The sequence below is a fragment of the Paraburkholderia bannensis genome (assembly GCF_014200455.1).
In the GTDB taxonomy this organism is placed as follows: domain Bacteria; phylum Pseudomonadota; class Gammaproteobacteria; order Burkholderiales; family Burkholderiaceae; genus Paraburkholderia; species Paraburkholderia bannensis_A.
In genome coordinates this window covers 1-17,123 of sequence record NZ_JACHBW010000028.1, presented here as the reverse complement: position 1 = coordinate 17,123, position 17,123 = coordinate 1, and the positions used below count along the sequence as shown (strand labels likewise).

13 protein-coding genes are annotated in these 17,123 nt (G+C 63.2%); 11 read left to right on the top strand and 2 right to left on the bottom strand.

Annotated elements, in window-relative coordinates:
* Positions 1 to 445 precede the first annotated feature (445 nt).
* Positions 446 to 1,462: a hypothetical protein gene (locus tag F4827_RS31410; protein ID WP_183731824.1), complete on the bottom strand. Its 1,017-nt coding sequence runs from the start codon at positions 1,460 to 1,462 to the stop codon at positions 446 to 448.
* An 809-nt stretch (positions 1,463 to 2,271) separates the two neighbouring features.
* Between F4827_RS31410 and F4827_RS31405 the strand changes: the two genes are divergently transcribed.
* The 11 genes from F4827_RS31405 to F4827_RS31355 all read left to right on the top strand — a co-directional run bounded on the left by F4827_RS31405 (position 2,272) and on the right by F4827_RS31355 (position 15,768).
* The gene (locus F4827_RS31405) at positions 2,272 to 3,639 is read left to right on the top strand and encodes a DUF2957 domain-containing protein (RefSeq protein ID WP_183731821.1); all 1,368 of its coding nucleotides are present in this window, start codon (positions 2,272 to 2,274) and stop codon (positions 3,637 to 3,639) included.
* A 154-nt stretch (positions 3,640 to 3,793) separates the two neighbouring features.
* Positions 3,794 to 5,032, top strand: coding sequence for a DUF2957 domain-containing protein (locus F4827_RS31400; protein WP_183731953.1), 1,239 nt, complete (start codon positions 3,794 to 3,796; stop codon positions 5,030 to 5,032).
* 221 nt (positions 5,033 to 5,253) lie between these two features.
* Positions 5,254 to 6,090, top strand: a complete 837-nt coding sequence (locus F4827_RS31395) for an OmpW family protein (protein WP_183731949.1) — start codon at positions 5,254 to 5,256, stop codon at positions 6,088 to 6,090.
* Between the two features lie 121 nt (positions 6,091 to 6,211).
* Positions 6,212 to 7,102 (top strand): MerR family transcriptional regulator, encoded by an 891-nt coding sequence (locus tag F4827_RS31390; RefSeq protein ID WP_183731818.1) that lies wholly within the window; start codon positions 6,212 to 6,214, stop codon positions 7,100 to 7,102.
* 262 nt (positions 7,103 to 7,364) lie between these two features.
* A complete protein-coding gene (locus F4827_RS31385; protein WP_260175496.1) occupies positions 7,365 to 8,909 on the top strand; it encodes an NAD(P)/FAD-dependent oxidoreductase in 1,545 nt (514 codons plus the stop codon).
* Between the two features lie 46 nt (positions 8,910 to 8,955).
* Positions 8,956 to 9,900, top strand: coding sequence for an SDR family oxidoreductase (locus F4827_RS31380; RefSeq protein WP_183731812.1), 945 nt, complete (start codon positions 8,956 to 8,958; stop codon positions 9,898 to 9,900).
* Positions 9,897 to 10,799, top strand: a complete 903-nt coding sequence (locus F4827_RS31375; RefSeq protein ID WP_183731809.1) for a metal-dependent hydrolase — start codon at positions 9,897 to 9,899, stop codon at positions 10,797 to 10,799. The genes F4827_RS31380 and F4827_RS31375 overlap by 4 nt, the downstream gene beginning before the upstream one ends.
* Before the next feature lie 6 nt (positions 10,800 to 10,805).
* Positions 10,806 to 11,747 (top strand): alpha/beta fold hydrolase, encoded by a 942-nt coding sequence (locus tag F4827_RS31370; protein ID WP_183731807.1) that lies wholly within the window; start codon positions 10,806 to 10,808, stop codon positions 11,745 to 11,747.
* A 56-nt stretch (positions 11,748 to 11,803) separates the two neighbouring features.
* On the top strand, positions 11,804 to 12,838 hold the full coding sequence (locus F4827_RS31365; protein WP_183731946.1) for an alpha/beta fold hydrolase: 1,035 nt from the start codon (positions 11,804 to 11,806) through the stop codon (positions 12,836 to 12,838).
* Between the two features lie 138 nt (positions 12,839 to 12,976).
* Positions 12,977 to 14,740 (top strand): AMP-binding protein, encoded by a 1,764-nt coding sequence (locus F4827_RS31360; protein WP_183731804.1) that lies wholly within the window; start codon positions 12,977 to 12,979, stop codon positions 14,738 to 14,740.
* Positions 14,741 to 14,814: 74 nt separating this feature from the next.
* Positions 14,815 to 15,768 carry a DUF1571 domain-containing protein gene (locus F4827_RS31355; protein ID WP_409258877.1) on the top strand — a complete coding sequence of 318 codons (954 nt, stop codon included), beginning with the start codon at positions 14,815 to 14,817 and terminating at the stop codon, positions 15,766 to 15,768.
* A 293-nt stretch (positions 15,769 to 16,061) separates the two neighbouring features.
* Here the strand turns inward: F4827_RS31355 and F4827_RS31350 are convergent, their stop codons facing one another.
* Positions 16,062 to 16,676: a thioredoxin fold domain-containing protein gene (locus F4827_RS31350; RefSeq protein WP_183731798.1), complete on the bottom strand. Its 615-nt coding sequence runs from the start codon at positions 16,674 to 16,676 to the stop codon at positions 16,062 to 16,064.
* Positions 16,677 to 17,123: the final 447 nt, after the last annotated feature.

The window sequence follows — 17,123 nt, the reverse complement described above, 5'->3', positions numbered from 1 at the left end:
ATTCGAAAAAATTCGCTTCGCTTAACCTGGGACTACCAGGAAAATTCTGCAGAAAAACGGCCTTGTACCAGCGGTTTTTCTCCAATATCCGTCTCGCAGTACTCACGAAAACTGCTCACGAAAACGGTGAATCGCCGGCCGTTTCGTTCCCTCACCGCACGCCAACTGCACGTGCCGCGCGCATCACCTCCCGAAAACCCTCACCATTGGCTTTGCGTGTCATCACCGGGCCGGGGTTAGCAATCACCTGGCGTGACCTGGGACTCCCAGGAAATTTTCGGGCATGATTTACGCAGAAATTGCGTGACTTCTTGCGCGAGACCGTTTCGTCGAGTGAGCTGAAGTCACGCATCCTGGATCACCTCACGCTTCGCAGAGCCGAACAAACGTCGCCGCCCCACGATCCCGAATACCCTCACCTTTGTGCCGGAAGGTCTGCCCGGGTTCAGATCACGAACCGGCTGTCCGCATCCAGCACCTTCGGCAACGCCACCAGATCCGCGCGCGCGAAGCGCACCAGCGAAAACGCGCGCACGCCTTGCGGGCTCGCCGGAATATGCGCGAGCGGAAACACGATCGGCACGCCACCCTCGGCCGGCTCCATCACGACGTTCATCGGGTTGAGCGTCAGCTGGCGCATCTCCACGTTGGCGTGCCTGGCGGGATGGCCCAGCACGTCGCAGATCACTTCCAGTTCATGCTCGATCGCATCGGTCTTGAGACCCAGCCCTGCCAGCGCCTGCTCATTGGCCGCAATTTCCGCCTCCAGCCGTGCGAGCTCCGCGGCATCCGCGAGCGCGCGCTCGCCCACCATGTGCTGCGTGCCCGCGCCCTGACGCGTGAGCAGCTGGCGGCGCGTGCGCAGCAGCGCCCTTTCCTCTTCGAGCGCGCCGCGCCGCGACTCGTCTGCGGCGATCTGCGCGAGCCCTTCCAGCGCGATCTGCTCCACCACGCGCTGCACGATCTGCGCGCGCAAGTCCGCTTCGCTTTCGCCGCAAACACGCACCTGATGATCGTCGAAGCTCACCGTGGTCTGCGCGACGTCGGCGTGCACCTGGTCGCCCTGCTGCCTGACGCCGAAGCCGCGCCGTTCGTTCATCGCCATACCTAGCACGGCCCAGGTTTCGCGCGCGAGCGGATGGCTGTCGAACCACGCGTGCAGTTCGGGCGAGCGGCTCAACACGGGCGCGATTTCATCGGGCGCGGCGAAGAACGCGTGGATGTAGGGATCGGCGAGCCAGTTCGCGGCGCTCGCTTCGTGAGCGGGCGGCAGACGCTCGACCAGCTCGCTGATATAGCCAAGCGAGGTGGCAAGCGCCGGCACCAGCCGTTCGCGATACGCGCGCGCGAGCTTGAGCGACGGGCTGAGCACCGTCAGCCGATCAACGAGGGCGCGCGTCTGCGCCGTTTCCTGGAGTGGCTGCACACGTTTGCGCGGCCACAGGCGGTCGAAAAGTCCCATCGTGCAACTCCGTAGCGCGGCGCGGGCGGCATCGGCCCGCGCCGATCGCTATTTATACCGGTTCTCAATAAACAGCCGATTACAGGAGATCAAAGCCCCTCCTGAAAATACTCACCTTAAAATCCGCGGCCAGTCACTTTTATTTAAAAAATCTGCAAAGTAACTTGAATACATCCTGAAAAACCGATTTTTTCGGCTTTCAGGGGCGTTTATGGTTCCCGAAAATACTCACCTTTGCCGTTTTCGCAACGTATAGCGGTTTACCGGGCGCATTTCGGGCCGCATTGATCTTCGGTCGATTCCGATCCCGAAAAGCCTCACCTTTCACCTCGGCGAGGCCTGAAACCAGATCCCGAATCCCCTCACCTTAGCCCGGCAAATAGCCCGCCAAAATCAACCTCGAATAAATCACGTAACCCTGAATTCATTTATTCGGATACCAAAGCAAATTGCCTGGAATGAATTTGCGAATCTTGCCCGCAAATTTTCATTCGTTATGCATCGTAATCAGGGTTTGCCTCTAGCTTGTCGATCCGCAAAAGGCCGTTATCCATAATATGCGCGCGCAACGATCGTCCCACCTTTCGGGAATCTGCGCGGACCGCGCCAGGAATGCCGGTTGCGCCGGCGCCCCGCCGTGCGCGGCGGACACATCAGGACAAACCCCTGTTGCGGCAGGTCCGAGCCGTGACAGCGCAGGCGATACGGCTTGCTGGCGCGGTTTTAGAGTGATTCGTTCAATTGACAGCGTGCAATGTCATGATCCAATCTTCAGCGCATAAATTATTACGAGACAGGGAGGCAGACATATGTTCGAGAGCATTGTCCGCTGCGTCGCGCTGGCCGCAGCCGCAACGCCGCTTCTAGTTGCATGTGGTGGAGGCAAGGCGAGCGATCCGTCGGCGATCAATCCGGCGCAATGCTCGGGCTCGACATGCACGGGTCAGGGCGCACCCAGCAGCGCGACCGCTGCGACGGCGCTCTGCCCGGCCGATGCCGATATCGCGAAGAACACGTATCTGGGCGGCGCGGGCAGCGGCGAGGTGGTGAGCCTGAGCATCGATCCCACCAAGATGACCTACTCGCTGACCTTCCTCGCCTCGCCGATTCCGGCACAGTCGAGTTCGGTGCAAAACACGCGTGCGGGTCTCACGATCACCGGCGCGGTCCAGCATCCGCCCAGCGGCGCACTGCCCACGGCCGCGCAGATCGCCTGCGCGTTCCAGCTTCAGCAAGGCACCGGCACGCTCAACGGCAGCACCTACACCACCGCGTACAACGCCAATAACCCGCCAACGATCTACGTGGGCTTTGGCGTGGCGGGCGGCGGCATCCCCGGCGCAACGGTCAATATCGGCGGCGACAGCACGGCCGCCTTGCTGTTTCCGAGCGTGAAGTCGCGCACCTTCGACTTCTATCCGTTCCTGGCGTTCTCGTCGGTCAGCACGAGTCTTTCCGACCTGCAGGGCAACTGGAATGCGCTGCTCTATCACATCGTGCCGACGCAGAACTTCGCCGCGGCCGCCACGACCGCCCAGGAAACCTACGACGCCAGCGGCAATTGCAGCGTGACGAGCGGCGCGACCAACACGTCGTGCGATACGGCCACCTCGCAGTGGGCCACGGATTCGAATGGCAGCTACTTCACCAGTGCCAATGCACCGCGCATCCAGTCGGCGTCCGTCGCGCTGCTCGCGCACGGCGGAGCGAGCCATCTGATTCTCGGCAAGCTCAACGGCAAGATCGTGCCGGTGGTCGTGCGCACGGGCTACGTAAACGAGAGCCTCACTTCGCTCGCCGTGGACGACGAATCGGGCATCGCGATGATGGCGCCCGCCAGCACGCTCACCTCCGGTTCGTTCGACGGCAGCTTTGTTGGCGCGGATTCGAACTTCGCCTACACGGCCACGCTCATCAACGGCGCCACGGGCGGCTTCCTCAAACCCTCGACGATGAAGACGCAAAGCACGTTCACGCTCGATTACACACAGACGCACCCGGGTCTGATCGGCGCGACCGACAACAACGGCAAGACCGGCAACGTGATCGCCGTGGGGGGCCTGTACGGCATCTTCCTGAATGGCGAGGAAAACGGCGGCGTCACCTCGACGTCGGCGAATAGCGAAACGTCCAACTCGCCGTACTTCGGTGTGGGCGCGCTGATCCAGCCACAGTAAGCGCTGATTCGCATAACGAATCAACAGGTAGCAGGAAACAGGCAGCACGCAGCAAGCCAGAACGGGGCGCCACGACAGGGAGCCGGCGCCCCGCCTACAAGAATGAATCTGGAGACGCGGTATGCAATCAAAGCACTTCGCGAAGTGCCTCGCCATGGTTGGCGTGGGCGCCCCGCTGATGCTCACGCTGGGCGCTTGCGGCGGCGGTGGCAGCAGCAGCCCGCCGCTGGTCGAAACGGCGCTGTGCCCGACCTCGCTCGACTACAACACCGTGTATACGGGCGGCGGCGGTGACGGTGAACTCGTCAAGCTGCAACTCGATACCACCAAAAAGACCTGGCAGATCACCTACGTCGAATCGCCGATTCCGGCCACCACCGGCACCGTCACGCCCACGCGCAAGGGCACAGTGGTCTCCGGCACGATCACGCAGGAAACCGGCCTGCCCACGGCCAAGCTCAACCAGTGCGCGTTCCAGTTGAACGGCGCGAGCCTCGATTCGTCGCGGCCGGCGCGCGTGTTTATCGGCATGGGCGTGGCGGGCGGCACGATTCCGGGCGCGGAGATCCAGTTCGCGGGCTCGGGCGGTATCGGCGTGGTGCCGGACACCAAGTTCCCGTATTACCCGTTTATCGCTTTCTCGTCGATCGAAACCAATATCGCCAACGTGGCAGGCACGTATAACCAGCTCGGCTATCACCAGGTGCCGTCGCAGAACTTCCTGCCCGCCGCCGTGGACGCGAAGATCACCATCAATGCCGACGGCACATGGCAGGAGTGCGACAACACCGGCGTGAACGCAGGCAAATGCCAGCAGCCCGGCACCAATCTCACGCAGTCGAGCGACGGCAGCGGCGCATTCGAAACCGACAACTTCCAGGGGCAGGTCAAGCCCACGCTCGTCACCGGCAAGAACGCGGCGAAGGGCTTCATGATCGTCGGCAAACTGCGCGGCCAGCTCGTGCCGGTGCTCGTGCGCACGGGCGTTGCGTATCCGCAGATCGGCACCGATCCGCAAAGCGGCGCAACCGGCCCGGTCGCCGACGACGAATCGGGCATTTCGGTGCTCGCGCCGCAAATGGCCGTCGCGCAAGGTTCGCAGGATGGCGAGTACATCAGCGTCGATAGCCAGTTCGACTATCGCACGCTCGCGCTCAGCGGCACGCAGGGCACGCTGCTCGATCCATTCAACGCTTCGCAGGCGTCGCTTGCGACCGCGCTCGATCTGAACTTCGCGCAGAGTGTGCCGGGCGTCGTCACGACCACGCATGTGAATGCTTCGACCGGCACGACGCCGACCGGCAAGATGACCTTCACCGGCGGCGTGTTCAGCTTCCTCGACCTGACGAATGCGTCGGCGCCGTACTTCACGGCGGGTGCTTTCGTGCAGTGATCGCACGTTCTGGATGCCTGAACGGGTCTGAAATTATGCAGCGTTCGACGAGGGACAAGCTGCCCATGAGGTGACCGCTCATCGCCCGCGCGCGATGCCAGGCTTGCACGCCTGGATCGCGCACGACGGCGAGCCGAAAGGCGCGCGCAGGACCAGCCGTTCACGAGACGGCTGCCGCGCGCGGGCAGGCCACCCGAACCTGAGAGTAACAGGGAGGAATGATGAGACGCACTGCGAAGGCAGCGGCCGCGGCGATGTTCGCCGCCGGCCTCTCCACGGCTGCCCATGCCCAGCATGCGGGCGACAATGTGGCCGTGCTCGGCTGGTTCCACGTCATGCCACAGCAATCGAGCACGCCGCTCACTACGACCGTTGCGCCCACGCCGATCAACACGCCGCTGCGCCTGCCGGGTTCGTTCACCTCGCAGGGCACCGGCCTGTCGACCAGCAAGGCGGATACGGTGGGTCTCGTGTTCACGCACTTTCTGACCGATCACATCGCGGTGTCGTCGGTGGCGGGCGTGCCGCCCACCTTCAAGCTCTACGGCCACGGCACCATCAAGCCGCCCGGACCGGCGGGCGCGCTCGGCAGCCAGAACCTGAGCGATGCGTCCACCAATCCGATCGTGACGAGCGTGCGCCAGTGGAGCCCGGCCCTGATCTTTCAGTACTACTTCCGGGATGCCGATGCGAAATTCCGCCCGTTCGTGGGCGTGGGCGTGTCGTACAACTGGTTCTCGTCGATCCAGCTCAATCCGAACTTCGTGAAGGCCACGCAGGACGATCTGGGCGCGGTGCTGGCCGCGGGCGCTGGCAAGCCCGGACAGACGCAGGTCAGCGCGAAGGCGTCTTCATCGTGGCAGCCGGTATTCAACCTTGGCGCGACGTACAACGTCACGGCGCACTTTGGCATCGTCGCCTCGCTCACCTATATTCCGCTGAAGACCACGTCGTCCGTGATCGTGAAGGCCGCCGACGGCACCGAGCTTGCCGTGAGCCGCGCCGAACTCAAGGCCGATCCGCTGATTTCGTATCTGGGCGTCTCGTACCGGTTCTGAGCCCGCCTGAGCATCACGCGCCGCGATGCGTAAGTGTCGGTAAGGGTGCGGGGTGGTCCAGCGCACCTTCGCGCGGGACAGCGTCTCGCGCTCGCACGACCGCTCGCGCTAAAATCGGCGCATGCCGAAATCGTCCACGCCCCCCGAGACCGAACTCGCGCCCGAGCGCGCCACCGACAGCGAATACACGGTCGATGAACTCGCGCGCGTGGCGAACACGACCGTGCGCAACGTGCGCGCGTATCAGGATCGCGACCTGCTCATGCCGCCCGACAAGCGCGGCCGCGTGGGCATCTATAACGATTCGCACGTCGCGCGCCTGAAGCTCATCAATCACCTGCTCGCGCGCGGCTATACGCTCTCGAACATCCAGGATCTCATCAAGGCCATCGACGATGGCGGCGATCTGCGCTCGATCCTCGGCCTCGAAAACGCCATTGGCGGCCCGTGGTCGCATGCGCGCCCGAAGACCTATTCGCTGCCCGAACTGATCAAGCTGTTCGGCCCGCAAGCGCCCAGCAGCCTCACGCGCCTTGCCGATCTGGGGCTGCTCGAACGCAAGGGTTTGTCCTTCGTCGCGCGCAATCCGGCCATGCTCGACGCCGCCGCGGCCACGGTGCGCGAAGGCATTCCGGCGCGCGAGCTGCTCGACGTGCTGGAAGAAGCGCGGCCGCATTTCGACGCCATCGCGCGCGTGCTGGTGGAGATGGTGGTGCGCCATCTCGACCGCTACGACGCGGGCGCGCTGCCGCCCGCCACCGACATGCCCGCGCTGGTCGACGCGATCTGGCGGCTGCGGCCACTTTCCACGGTGTTCGTGGAGAACGAAATCCTGCGCGCACTGGAAGAACAGTCGAGCGACTATCTGGGTGGGCGCGTGGCCACGATCCTCGACCAGAAACTGGGCCGCCGCAGCGCGCCGGACGCCGAAGCAGCGTTGGTCGCCGCAGCTGATGAGGCCACCGCAAAATCGCCTCGTACCCCCAAAAAGGCCGCCAGCAAAAAGCGCTGATCCCGCGCCGCACCACGGCCAGAACGCGGCTTAACGCCGCGTTTTTTATTTTGGCCCTGTTTATTTCCTCTCGTTCGAAGCGCCTTCGCGCAACTTCCTGAATCAAGAAACGCCATGCCAGACGGGCGTTTGCGCCCGTTCATGGCGCTCGCGTGCATTTCCTGGAATGCTCCCTCTAGCCTCTTGCGCGCGGCCGCTTCGCGCACTATGTTTACATCATTCAATGTAACAGTTAATAATGAACCATAGGGAGACGCTCCGGATGAACGCACCCACCCGGTCTCTAGAGACGGTCGGCATCGCCATCATCGGCACCGGCTTCGCCGGGCTTGGCATGGCGATCCGCCTGCTGCAGCGCGGACACACCGATTTCGCCGTGTTCGAAAAAGCCGGCTCGGTGGGCGGCACCTGGCGCGACAACCATTACCCCGGTTGCGCGTGCGACGTGCAATCGCACGTCTATTCGTTCTCCTTTGCGCCCAACCCGCGCTGGACCCGCATGTTCGCGCCCCAGCCGGAAATCCGCGCGTATCTGAACCATTGCGTGGACAAGTTCCGCCTTCAACCGTGGCTCAATTTCGACCACGAACTGCAGAGCGCACAGTGGGACGAGTCGGCGCACGTCTGGCGGCTCGCATTCGCCAACGGGCGGCGGGTTGAGGCGCGCGTGTTGCTATCGGCGATGGGCGGGCTCTCGCGCGCCGCGCTGCCCGCGATTCCGGGCGTGGAGACGTTCCAGGGCAAGGCGTTTCACTCGCAACAGTGGGACCACGGCTATGCGCTGGAAGGCAAGCGCGTGGCGGTGATCGGCACGGGTGCCAGCGCGATCCAGTTCGTGCCGAAGATCGCGCCGCAGGTCGGAAAGCTCACGCTGTTCCAGCGTACGCCGCCCTGGATCATGCCCAAGCCCGACCGGGCGCTCTCGAAGTTCGAGCAATGGATGTTCCGCTCGCTGCCATTCACGCAAAAGATCGCGCGCGCCGGGCTTTACTGGATGCTGGAATCGCGCGTGCTGGGTTTTGCGATCCATCCCTCGCTGATGAAAAACGTGCAAAAGATCGCGCTGCGCCATATTCGCCATCACATCAAGGATCCGGCGCTGCGCGAGGCGGTCACGCCCGATTACACGATCGGCTGCAAACGCGTGCTGATCTCGAACGACTACTATCCGGCGCTCACGCGCGCCAATGTGAACGTGGTGACGCACGCGATCGAACGTATCGATGCTACCGGCGTGATCACGGCCGACGGCCGCCATCACGAAGTCGACTGCCTGATCTACGGCACGGGCTTCCAGGTGGCCGACCCGTTCGCGCCGGGCACGATCGTCGGGCGCGGCGGGGTGGATATCGTCGATACGTGGCGCAACGGCGCGCATGCGTACCTCGGCACGAGTTTGCCTGGCTATCCGAACTTTTTCATGATTGTCGGCCCGAATACGGGGCTGGGTCACAACTCGATGGTCTTTATGATCGAGTCGCAGATCGAATACATCCTGGGCGCGCTCGATGCGATGAAGAAGGATCGCGCCGACGCCATCGAAGTTCGCCCGCAAGTGGAAGCGCGCTACAACGAGCGCATCCAGCTGAAGCTCGATCGTGCGATCTGGTCGGTGGGCGGCTGCAAGAGCTGGTATCTCGATCCGCGCAACGGCAAGAACACCACGCTCTGGCCGGGCTTCACATGGCGCTTCCGCCACGCCACGGCGCATTTTTCCATCGCCGAATATCAGGTGTTTCGCGCGCCGCGTCGTGAGGATGCCGAAGCGCCGCTCACGGTGACCACGCGGGCGACCGAAGCGGCCTGACGCCACGTCCAGCGTCTGAGCGATCGATCAAGGGAGAAAAAAGCATATGAAGCACTTCGACAATAAAGTCGCCGCTATCACGGGTGCAGGCTCTGGCATGGGCCGCTCGCTCGCCGTGCAACTCGCCGGCGCGGGTTGTCATCTCGCGCTGGCCGACAAGAACGCCATCGGTCTGAGCGAGACGGAGCGCATCGTACGCGCGCTCGCGCCGAATGTGCGCGTGACGACGCGCGAACTCGACGTGGGCGATCGCGATGCGATGTTCGCCTGGGCCGATGAAACCGCTGCCGCGCACGGCCGCGTGAATCTCATCTTCAATAATGCGGGCGTGGCGCTGTCCAGCACCATCGACGGCATGTCGTACAGCGATCTCGAATGGATCGTGAACATCAACTTCTGGGGCGTCGTGCACGGCACCAAGGCCTTTCTGCCGCATCTGAAAGCGGCCGGCGAAGGTCATATCGTCAATACGTCGAGTGTGTTCGGCCTGTTCGCGCAGCCCGGCATGAGCGGCTATAACGCCACCAAATTCGCGGTGCGCGGCTTCACCGAATCGCTGCGCCAGGAACTCGACATGATGCGCTGCGGGGTCTCGGCGACCTGCGTGCACCCGGGCGGCATCCGCACCAACATCGCCCAGGCAAGCCGCGTGGCGCAGAACATGGTTGGCTTCATGGTGGCGAGCGAGCAGCAGGGCAAGGACGAATTCGAGAAGTTCTTCATCACCACCGCCGACGACGCCGCCCGCACGATTCTGGGCGGCGTGCGCCGCAACGCGCGGCGCGTGCTGATCGGACGCGATGCGCGCGCCGCCGACTGGCTCGCGCGTTCGCTGCCCGCCGCCTATCAGGCGCTCGTCGTGATGAGCGCGCGGCGCGAGGCGGCCAAGGCGCGCAAACGCGCGCGACGCGCCGAACGCGAGGCCATGCTCAACGGCACGGGCCGCACCATGAACAACAACGCAGGTAAAAATCAGGGAGAAACAGCATGATCATGCCGGTACGACGCGACGTCCGTTTCGCGTTACCGCCCGAGAGGGCATGCGACTGGCACGTTGAAGGCGTGCCGGTGACGCACTTCTTCAACGCGCTTTCGCTGCTCTTTCCGGCGGGCGAGCGCTTCTTCATGGATTCGGTGCGCCACTATCGCGACCGTATCGAAGACCCGGAACTGAAGAAGCAGGTAATGGGCTTCATCGGCCAGGAAGCGATGCACACGCGCGAGCATGTCGAATACAACGACCTGCTGCAGGCCGCCGGATTGCCCGCGCACAAGCTCGACAAGCGTCTGTGGGCCATTCTCAATTTCGCGCGCAAGATTCTGCCGCCGTCGCTGCAGCTCGCGCAGACAGTGGCGCTGGAGCACTACACCGCCATGCTCGCCGATCTGCTGCTGGCCGATACGGGCACGCGCATCGAAGGCTCGGTGGAAGGCTACAAGCAAATGTGGCTCTGGCACGCGCTGGAGGAGACCGAGCACAAGGCGGTCTCTTATGACGTGTGGAATCTCGTCATCAAGCCGGGACCGAAGCGCTATCTGATGCGCACGGGCACGATGCTCGCCACCACCGTGCTGTTCTGGCTGATCGTGTTCGACTATCACCTGGCGTTGATGCGCCGGCACAAGCGCAGCATCGGCAAGTTCGGCGGTTACTGGCGGCTGCTCAAATTCCTGTATGGACCGCGCCATGGCGTGTTTCCTGGCATCGCGATGGAATGGCTGCGCTTTTTCAAGCCGGGCTTTCATCCGTGGGATCACAACAATCGTAAGCATCTCGAACGGATCAACGGTCTTATCGAGCAGATCGACGAGACCAACGCCCAGTATGCCGCGCATGCCGCGCCGCGACGTGTGCCCCTGCACGCGGCCAGCACGCCGCGCGCGGCCTGAACGGTCATGCGTACCTTGCGCGATGCGCCGCGCGGCGGCGGGCGCGAGTATGAAGCGTCTGCCGTTGCGGCGGTACCCGGTGCGATCGAGCGGCTCGATGTGAATTCCGATGGCGTGCGGCTCGCCGTGTATGTGAGCGGCCCGCGCGACGCGCCGCCGATGATCCTCGTGCATGGCTATCCGGATTCGGCGCGCGTCTGGGAGGGCATGCGCCGCGAACTGGAGACGCGCTTTCGCGTGATCGCTTATGACGTACGCGGTGCGGGCGCGTCGGCGGCGCCAAGTTCGCGAGCCGATTACACGCTGGCGCAACTCGCACGCGATCTGATCGCGGTCGCCGACGCTACCTGTGGCGCGCGGCCTTTCCATCTGGTCGCACACGACTGGGGCTCGATCCAGTGCTGGGAAGCCGTCACGGATCCCGCCAACGCCGTTCGTATCGCGTCCTATACGTCGATCTCGGGGCCTTGCCTCGATCACGTTTTCCGCGTGCGCATGAGTCTCGCGCAATCGCTGCGATCGTGGTACATCGCGCTTTTTCATCTGCCGCTCGTGCCGCAACTGGTCTGGCGTCTTGGCGGCGCGGCGTTGTGGCCGTGGTGGCTTCATCGCACCGAAGGCGTTCGCGCGCGGCGCGATCCCGATCAGTTGCGCAACTGCATCAACGGTTTGCAGCTCTATCGTGCGAATTTCATCGCACGCGCGCGTAAGCCGCGTGAGCGTCGCACCGAGGTGCCTGTGCAGGTGATCGTGCCGCGCTTCGACCGCTATGTGACGCCGGCGCTGACCGCTAACGTGGCGCAGTGGTTAGGGCGCCACCGGCGTGAGATCATCGACGCGCCGCATTGGACCGTGGTGCGCGATGCGCCGCTGATCGCAGCGCGCGTGCAGCGTTTTATCGCGTGGGCGAAGCGCGAGGAAGCGCATTCGGCCTGTCTCGATCTATAACAATCTTGCCCGTGGAGAATCGCGTGAACATCATTGCACTGCCCTTGTTGACGGGAATGACCGTGATCGTCGCCATCGTGGCCACGCTCGCGCTGCTTATGCTGTTCACGCGACGCGCGACGCGCCGCATCGAACAGGACGTGCCGATGGATGGCCGTCTGGTCGATGTCGATGGCGAGCGTCTGCACTACGTCGAGATCGGTAGCCGCGACAAGCCGGCCATCGTATTCGTCCACGGTCTGTGCGGGCAAATGCGCAACTTCGCTTATCTGCCGCTGGAAACGCTGGCGCGCGATCATCGCGTGATTCTCGTCGATCGGCCGGGCTCCGGTTATTCCACGCGCGGCGCGCAGTCGAGCGCGAGCATCCGCGCGCAAGCCGACACCATCGCGCGCTTCATGAAGAAGCTCGATCTTCAGACGCCGGTGCTGGTCGGGCATTCGCTGGGCGGCGCGATTGCGCTTGCGGTCGCGCTCGATCATCCCGAAACGGTCGCGCGCATCGCCTTGATCGCGCCGCTAACCCATGTGCAGACCGAAGTGCCGAAGGCCTTCCGCGCGCTCGCCGTGCGCTCGGACGCGGTGCGCCGCTTCATCGCCCGCACGCTGGCGACGCCGTTTGGCCTCGCCACCAGTACGCCGACACTCAAGGCAGTGTTCGCGCCCGAAGCCGTGCCCGCGGATTTCCGCACGCGCGGCGGCGCGCTGCTGAGCCTGCGGCCCACGGGCTTCATCAATGCATCGCTCGATCTCGTCGCTATCGAAGACGCCGACGATCTCGCGCAGATGGAGCAACGCTACGCGGAACTCGCCGTGCCGGTGGACGTGCTGTTCGGACGCGGCGATATCGTGCTGAACTGGGCGCGCCACGGCGACGCGCTGCGCCGCCGCTCGAAGCAGGTCACCCTCAAGGTGATGGACGGCGGCCATATGCTGCCTGTCACCGCGCCTTCGGCGACTGTCGAATGGCTTCGCAGCGCGATTGCCGGTACGACGCAGGCGCAGGCCGAACGCCCAATTTCGGTGGATCAGCAAGAAAGCGCTGGAACATTGCCTTCTGCGGTGGGGCTGCAACAGCGCGCGGTTATGTAAGTGCGTGTTCGCTAGAGCGACTGCTCGGTCGTAAAGCGTGCGAAGCGGGAGGTGAGCTTGTTATCGTAAATGGCTGCGGCGTGAGGCTGACGCACACGCCGCTAGGCGATTCACGACAAAAACATATTGGAGACGACCATGGCAGCCCAACTGCACGCGCAGACGGCGCCAGCGGATAGCGCGCGGCACACCGCGCCCGATACCGATGGCATCTGGTACGCATCGTATCCCGCTGGCGTTCCCGCCGAGATCGACGTTTCCGAGTACGAAACGATTACGCACTACTTCGACGAATGCGTCGCGCGGTTCCGCGATCGCGTCGCCTATGTGAGCGTGGGATCGTCGCTCACCTATGGTGCGCTCGCGCGCAAAGCCGAAGCCTTCGCGGCATGGCTGCAAGGCGTCGGGATCGCGCCCGGCGAGCGCGTGGCGATCATGCTGCCAAATACTTTCCAGTATCCGGTTGCGCTGTTCGGCGCGCTCAAGGCGGGCGCGGTGGTCGTCAACGTCAATCCGCTCTATACGCCCCGCGAGCTGGCACATCAGTTGAAGGACAGCGGTGCGCGCGCGATCGTTGTGTTCGAGAACTTCGCGAAGACGCTTGAAGAGGCGCTGCCGGGCACGCGCGTCGAGCATATCGCCGTGACAGGGCTGGGCGATCTGCTCGCGGATGGTCTCAACTTCAAAGGTAAGCTGCTCAACTTCGTGTTGCGCCATGTGAAGAAGATGGTGCCGAAGTACGCCTTGCCCCAGGCGGTGCGTCTGCGCGATGCGCTGCGAACCGGAGCACGCCGCTCGCTCGCGCCAGCGCTGCGCACTAGCGGCGATCTCGCGTTCCTTCAGTACACCGGAGGAACCACGGGTGTCGCGAAGGGCGCGATGCTCACGCATCGCAACATCATCGCCAATGTCTTGCAGGCCAAAGCGTGGTCGGCCTCGCAACTCAGCGGCGAAGTCGAAACCGTACTCACGCCGTTGCCGCTTTATCACATCTATTCGCTCACGGTGAACGCGCTCATCTTTCTCGGGCTGGGCGGCCGCAATATCCTGATTGCGAACCCGCGCGATACGAAGCGCATGATGATGATCCTGCGGCGCGAAACCTTCACCGGCATCACGGCGATCAACACGCTCTATAACGCCCTGCTCGACGACACCGAATTCTGCAAGCGCGATTTTTCCGCGCTCAAGCTCGCGATGGCAGGCGGCATGGCCACGCAGAAGGCGGTGGCCGATCGCTTCAAGGCGGTGACGGGCCAGCCCATCGTCGAGGGCTACGGCCTTACGGAATGCTCGCCCATCGTTGCGACCAATCCCGTCGAGCTGGGCAATATGCGCGATTTCTCGGGCACGATCGGTCTGCCGGTGCCGTCCACGCAGGTGCGCTTTCGGCGCGAGGACGGCACGTGGGCCAATGTGGGCGAGCCTGGCGAACTCTGCGTGAAGGGCCCGCAAGTGATGTCGGGCTACTGGAACCGCCCCGACGAAACCGCCCAGGTGCTTGACGCCGATGGCTGGCTCGCCACCGGCGACATCGGCGTGATGGACGCGCAGGGCTTTATCCGCCTCATCGACCGCAAGAAGGACATGATCATCGTCTCGGGTTTCAACGTGTATCCGAACGAGATCGAAGAGGTCATCGCGATGCATCCCGAGGTGCGTGAAGTGGCCGCCATCGGTGTGCCCGATCCCGTGCAGGGCGAGCGTGTCAAAGTGTTCGTGGTGGCGCGCGATCCCTCGCTGACGGCCGATGCGGTGATCGCGCATTGCCGCCTGCAACTCACCGGCTACAAGGTGCCGCGCGCGGTGGAGTTCCGCGACGCGCTGCCGCAAACCAACGTCGGCAAGATCCTGCGGCGCGCGCTGCGCGACGAGGAGATTGCGAAACAGCGCGTGAGCTGAGCGCCGCTGTCTGTTCTGTCTTTGCCGTTCTGCTTTTTCGCTTCACTCAAACAAGCAACGATACAGGGAGACAAATCATGAACACGATCGATTCGCAGCCGGTGGCGCAGATAGCACGCGTCGCAGCGCGGCGTACCTTGCGTCTGGCCGCTCTCGCGCTTGCGCTGAGCTGCGCTACGGCGTTCGCCCAGGACGACGCCGGCACCGACGCCAGCTCCCCGTCCACCGCCGCTGCCAGCCCGTCGGGCAACGCCGCGGCGGAGGTCAGCAAGCTCTCTGTCGACCAGCAGGTGAAATGGCTGCAGCGCGCGCAAAAGAGCGGCGCGCTCGTGAAGATGGACGATGCGCAGCTTGCCGCGCTCTTTCAGACGCTCGACCCACTCGTGGTGCCGACCGTCGTCAAGCTGGGACCGTCGGGCTATCCGTCCTACGAGTTCACGCTGTCGCGCTGGGAGCGCCTGAATGGTAAATGGCCATCGAAGCCCGCGCACATGCTTGTGAAGCTCGATCACGATCCTCTGCGCATCTACGCGAAGTGGCTGCCCGATGGCGAGCATTCGGGCGAGGAGGTGATTTACGACGCGTCGAAAAAACCCGACGAAATGTACGGGCATCTGGGCGGGCTGCTCGGCGTCATGCCGATGTGGACCGCACTCGACGGCACGCTTGCGCGCTCGCAGTCGAATCACAAGATCACGGATCTGGGCACGGAGTTCATCGTCAGCCAGTTCATGACCGACGCAAAGAAGTATGTGGAAGTGGGGGCGCCGTATAAGCCCGATGTCGAGGTAAAGACCGTCAATGGCGTGCGCGTGGTGGCGCTTACGTATGTCTCGCCAAGCGGCAAACCGCAGTTCTACGCGAAGAAGCAGACGCTCGGGCTCGATCTGCGTCATCCGTACTTCCGGACCGTCGAAGCCTATGGCGACGATGGCCAGATATTCGAAAAAATCGTGATCGACAGCATCACGCCCAAGAGCTTTGACGCCGAAGTCTTCGATCCCAAGAACCCCGACTATAAGTTCTGATATGCGCTTGAGGTGAGGATTTTCGGGAGCGCTGCGGTGGTGAGGAAGGCGGCTTGTGCTGCCTTCACCGCTTGATGATGTTTCGGAAGCGTGACACGATCGAATCGTTAGTTTCACAAACTACTGCGCGAATTCGCATTGGGTGAGTGGGCAGCGTTGCCGAGCGCTCACCTCGCCTGGATTCGTGCACCGACTCCTGGAATTCCTCACCATTCACGCATTGCGGTGATCTCGCCGCACCTCGATGCGCTCACTCTACCGCGACATCTCCTGGAACGGCTCACCTCAGCGGCCTAGCGATACTTCCGCAGTTCCGGATCGTTAATCCGCTGCTCCGGCAGATTGAGGATGCCGGGCAGCATGCCCAGCCTGGGCAGGCCATCGAGATCGGCCCAGCGACCACCTGAGCCCTGATAGATGATCGTGGGCGTGCCGTTGAAGCCAAGGTCCTGGAACAGCTGCAAATTACGGTTGATCTGCGTCTGCGCGATCGGCGGAATGTGCGCAAGCGGCGCGATGCCGCCCGATTCGTCTTTCTCGGAGTAATGTGTTTCCAGTTCCTTCAGGAGTGCTGCACTATTATTCGACTGCAGCAGCGCCGCGGCCTTGCCCGCCGAATCAGGCTTCAGGAAACCTATCGGAATCCAATGGACCTGCAAGCCAGCGGCTTCATACGGTTGTAGTGCTTTCCATACCAGGTGGCAGAAAATACAGTTGGGGTCCATGAAGACGTAAAGCGTCGACTTCACGTTCGCTCCGCTCGCACCTTCGATGATGGCGCTTGCTCCCTGTAGACGCGTCGCCGCGCTCGCGGGCAACCAGGCCGGTTCGTCGGCGGCCATCGCCGGTAAGCTGCCCCATGCGGTCAACGCGCTGACTGCGATCAAGCGGTAAATCCAGTTCTTCATTCATCACCTCGGTCGTGCTGCGCGCGGGCCCGCAACAGGCGCGAGTTCCGACGCGAAGCACCGTATCTTATGGTGCCGGAGTGGCACGTCCCTGACGCCAATCTGGCGGGCGTGTCAGGTGGCTGGCGTAAAGGTGAGGGTTTGCGGGAGGTGATGCAGTTGTTCACGGCGGTTCTGAAGTGCGAGTTCGGTCTGGCGGGGAGTAGCAAGCCGATTCATTCGCGATCCTTATTGAATGGATCTGTATTTATTTTTTCGGGAGGCCAATTGGGCCATTCCGGCTGGAGGATTTACTGACAGCGCGGCATGAAGCTTCATGCTTCGGCTTCTTGCGCGCGATTGATTTTCCGCACGCGTAAACGCCAGAACCCCGGCTCTCTTTCGGAGACACCGGGGTTCTGGACGTACAGCATAAGGAGCCTGACGATTACCTACTTTCACACGGGC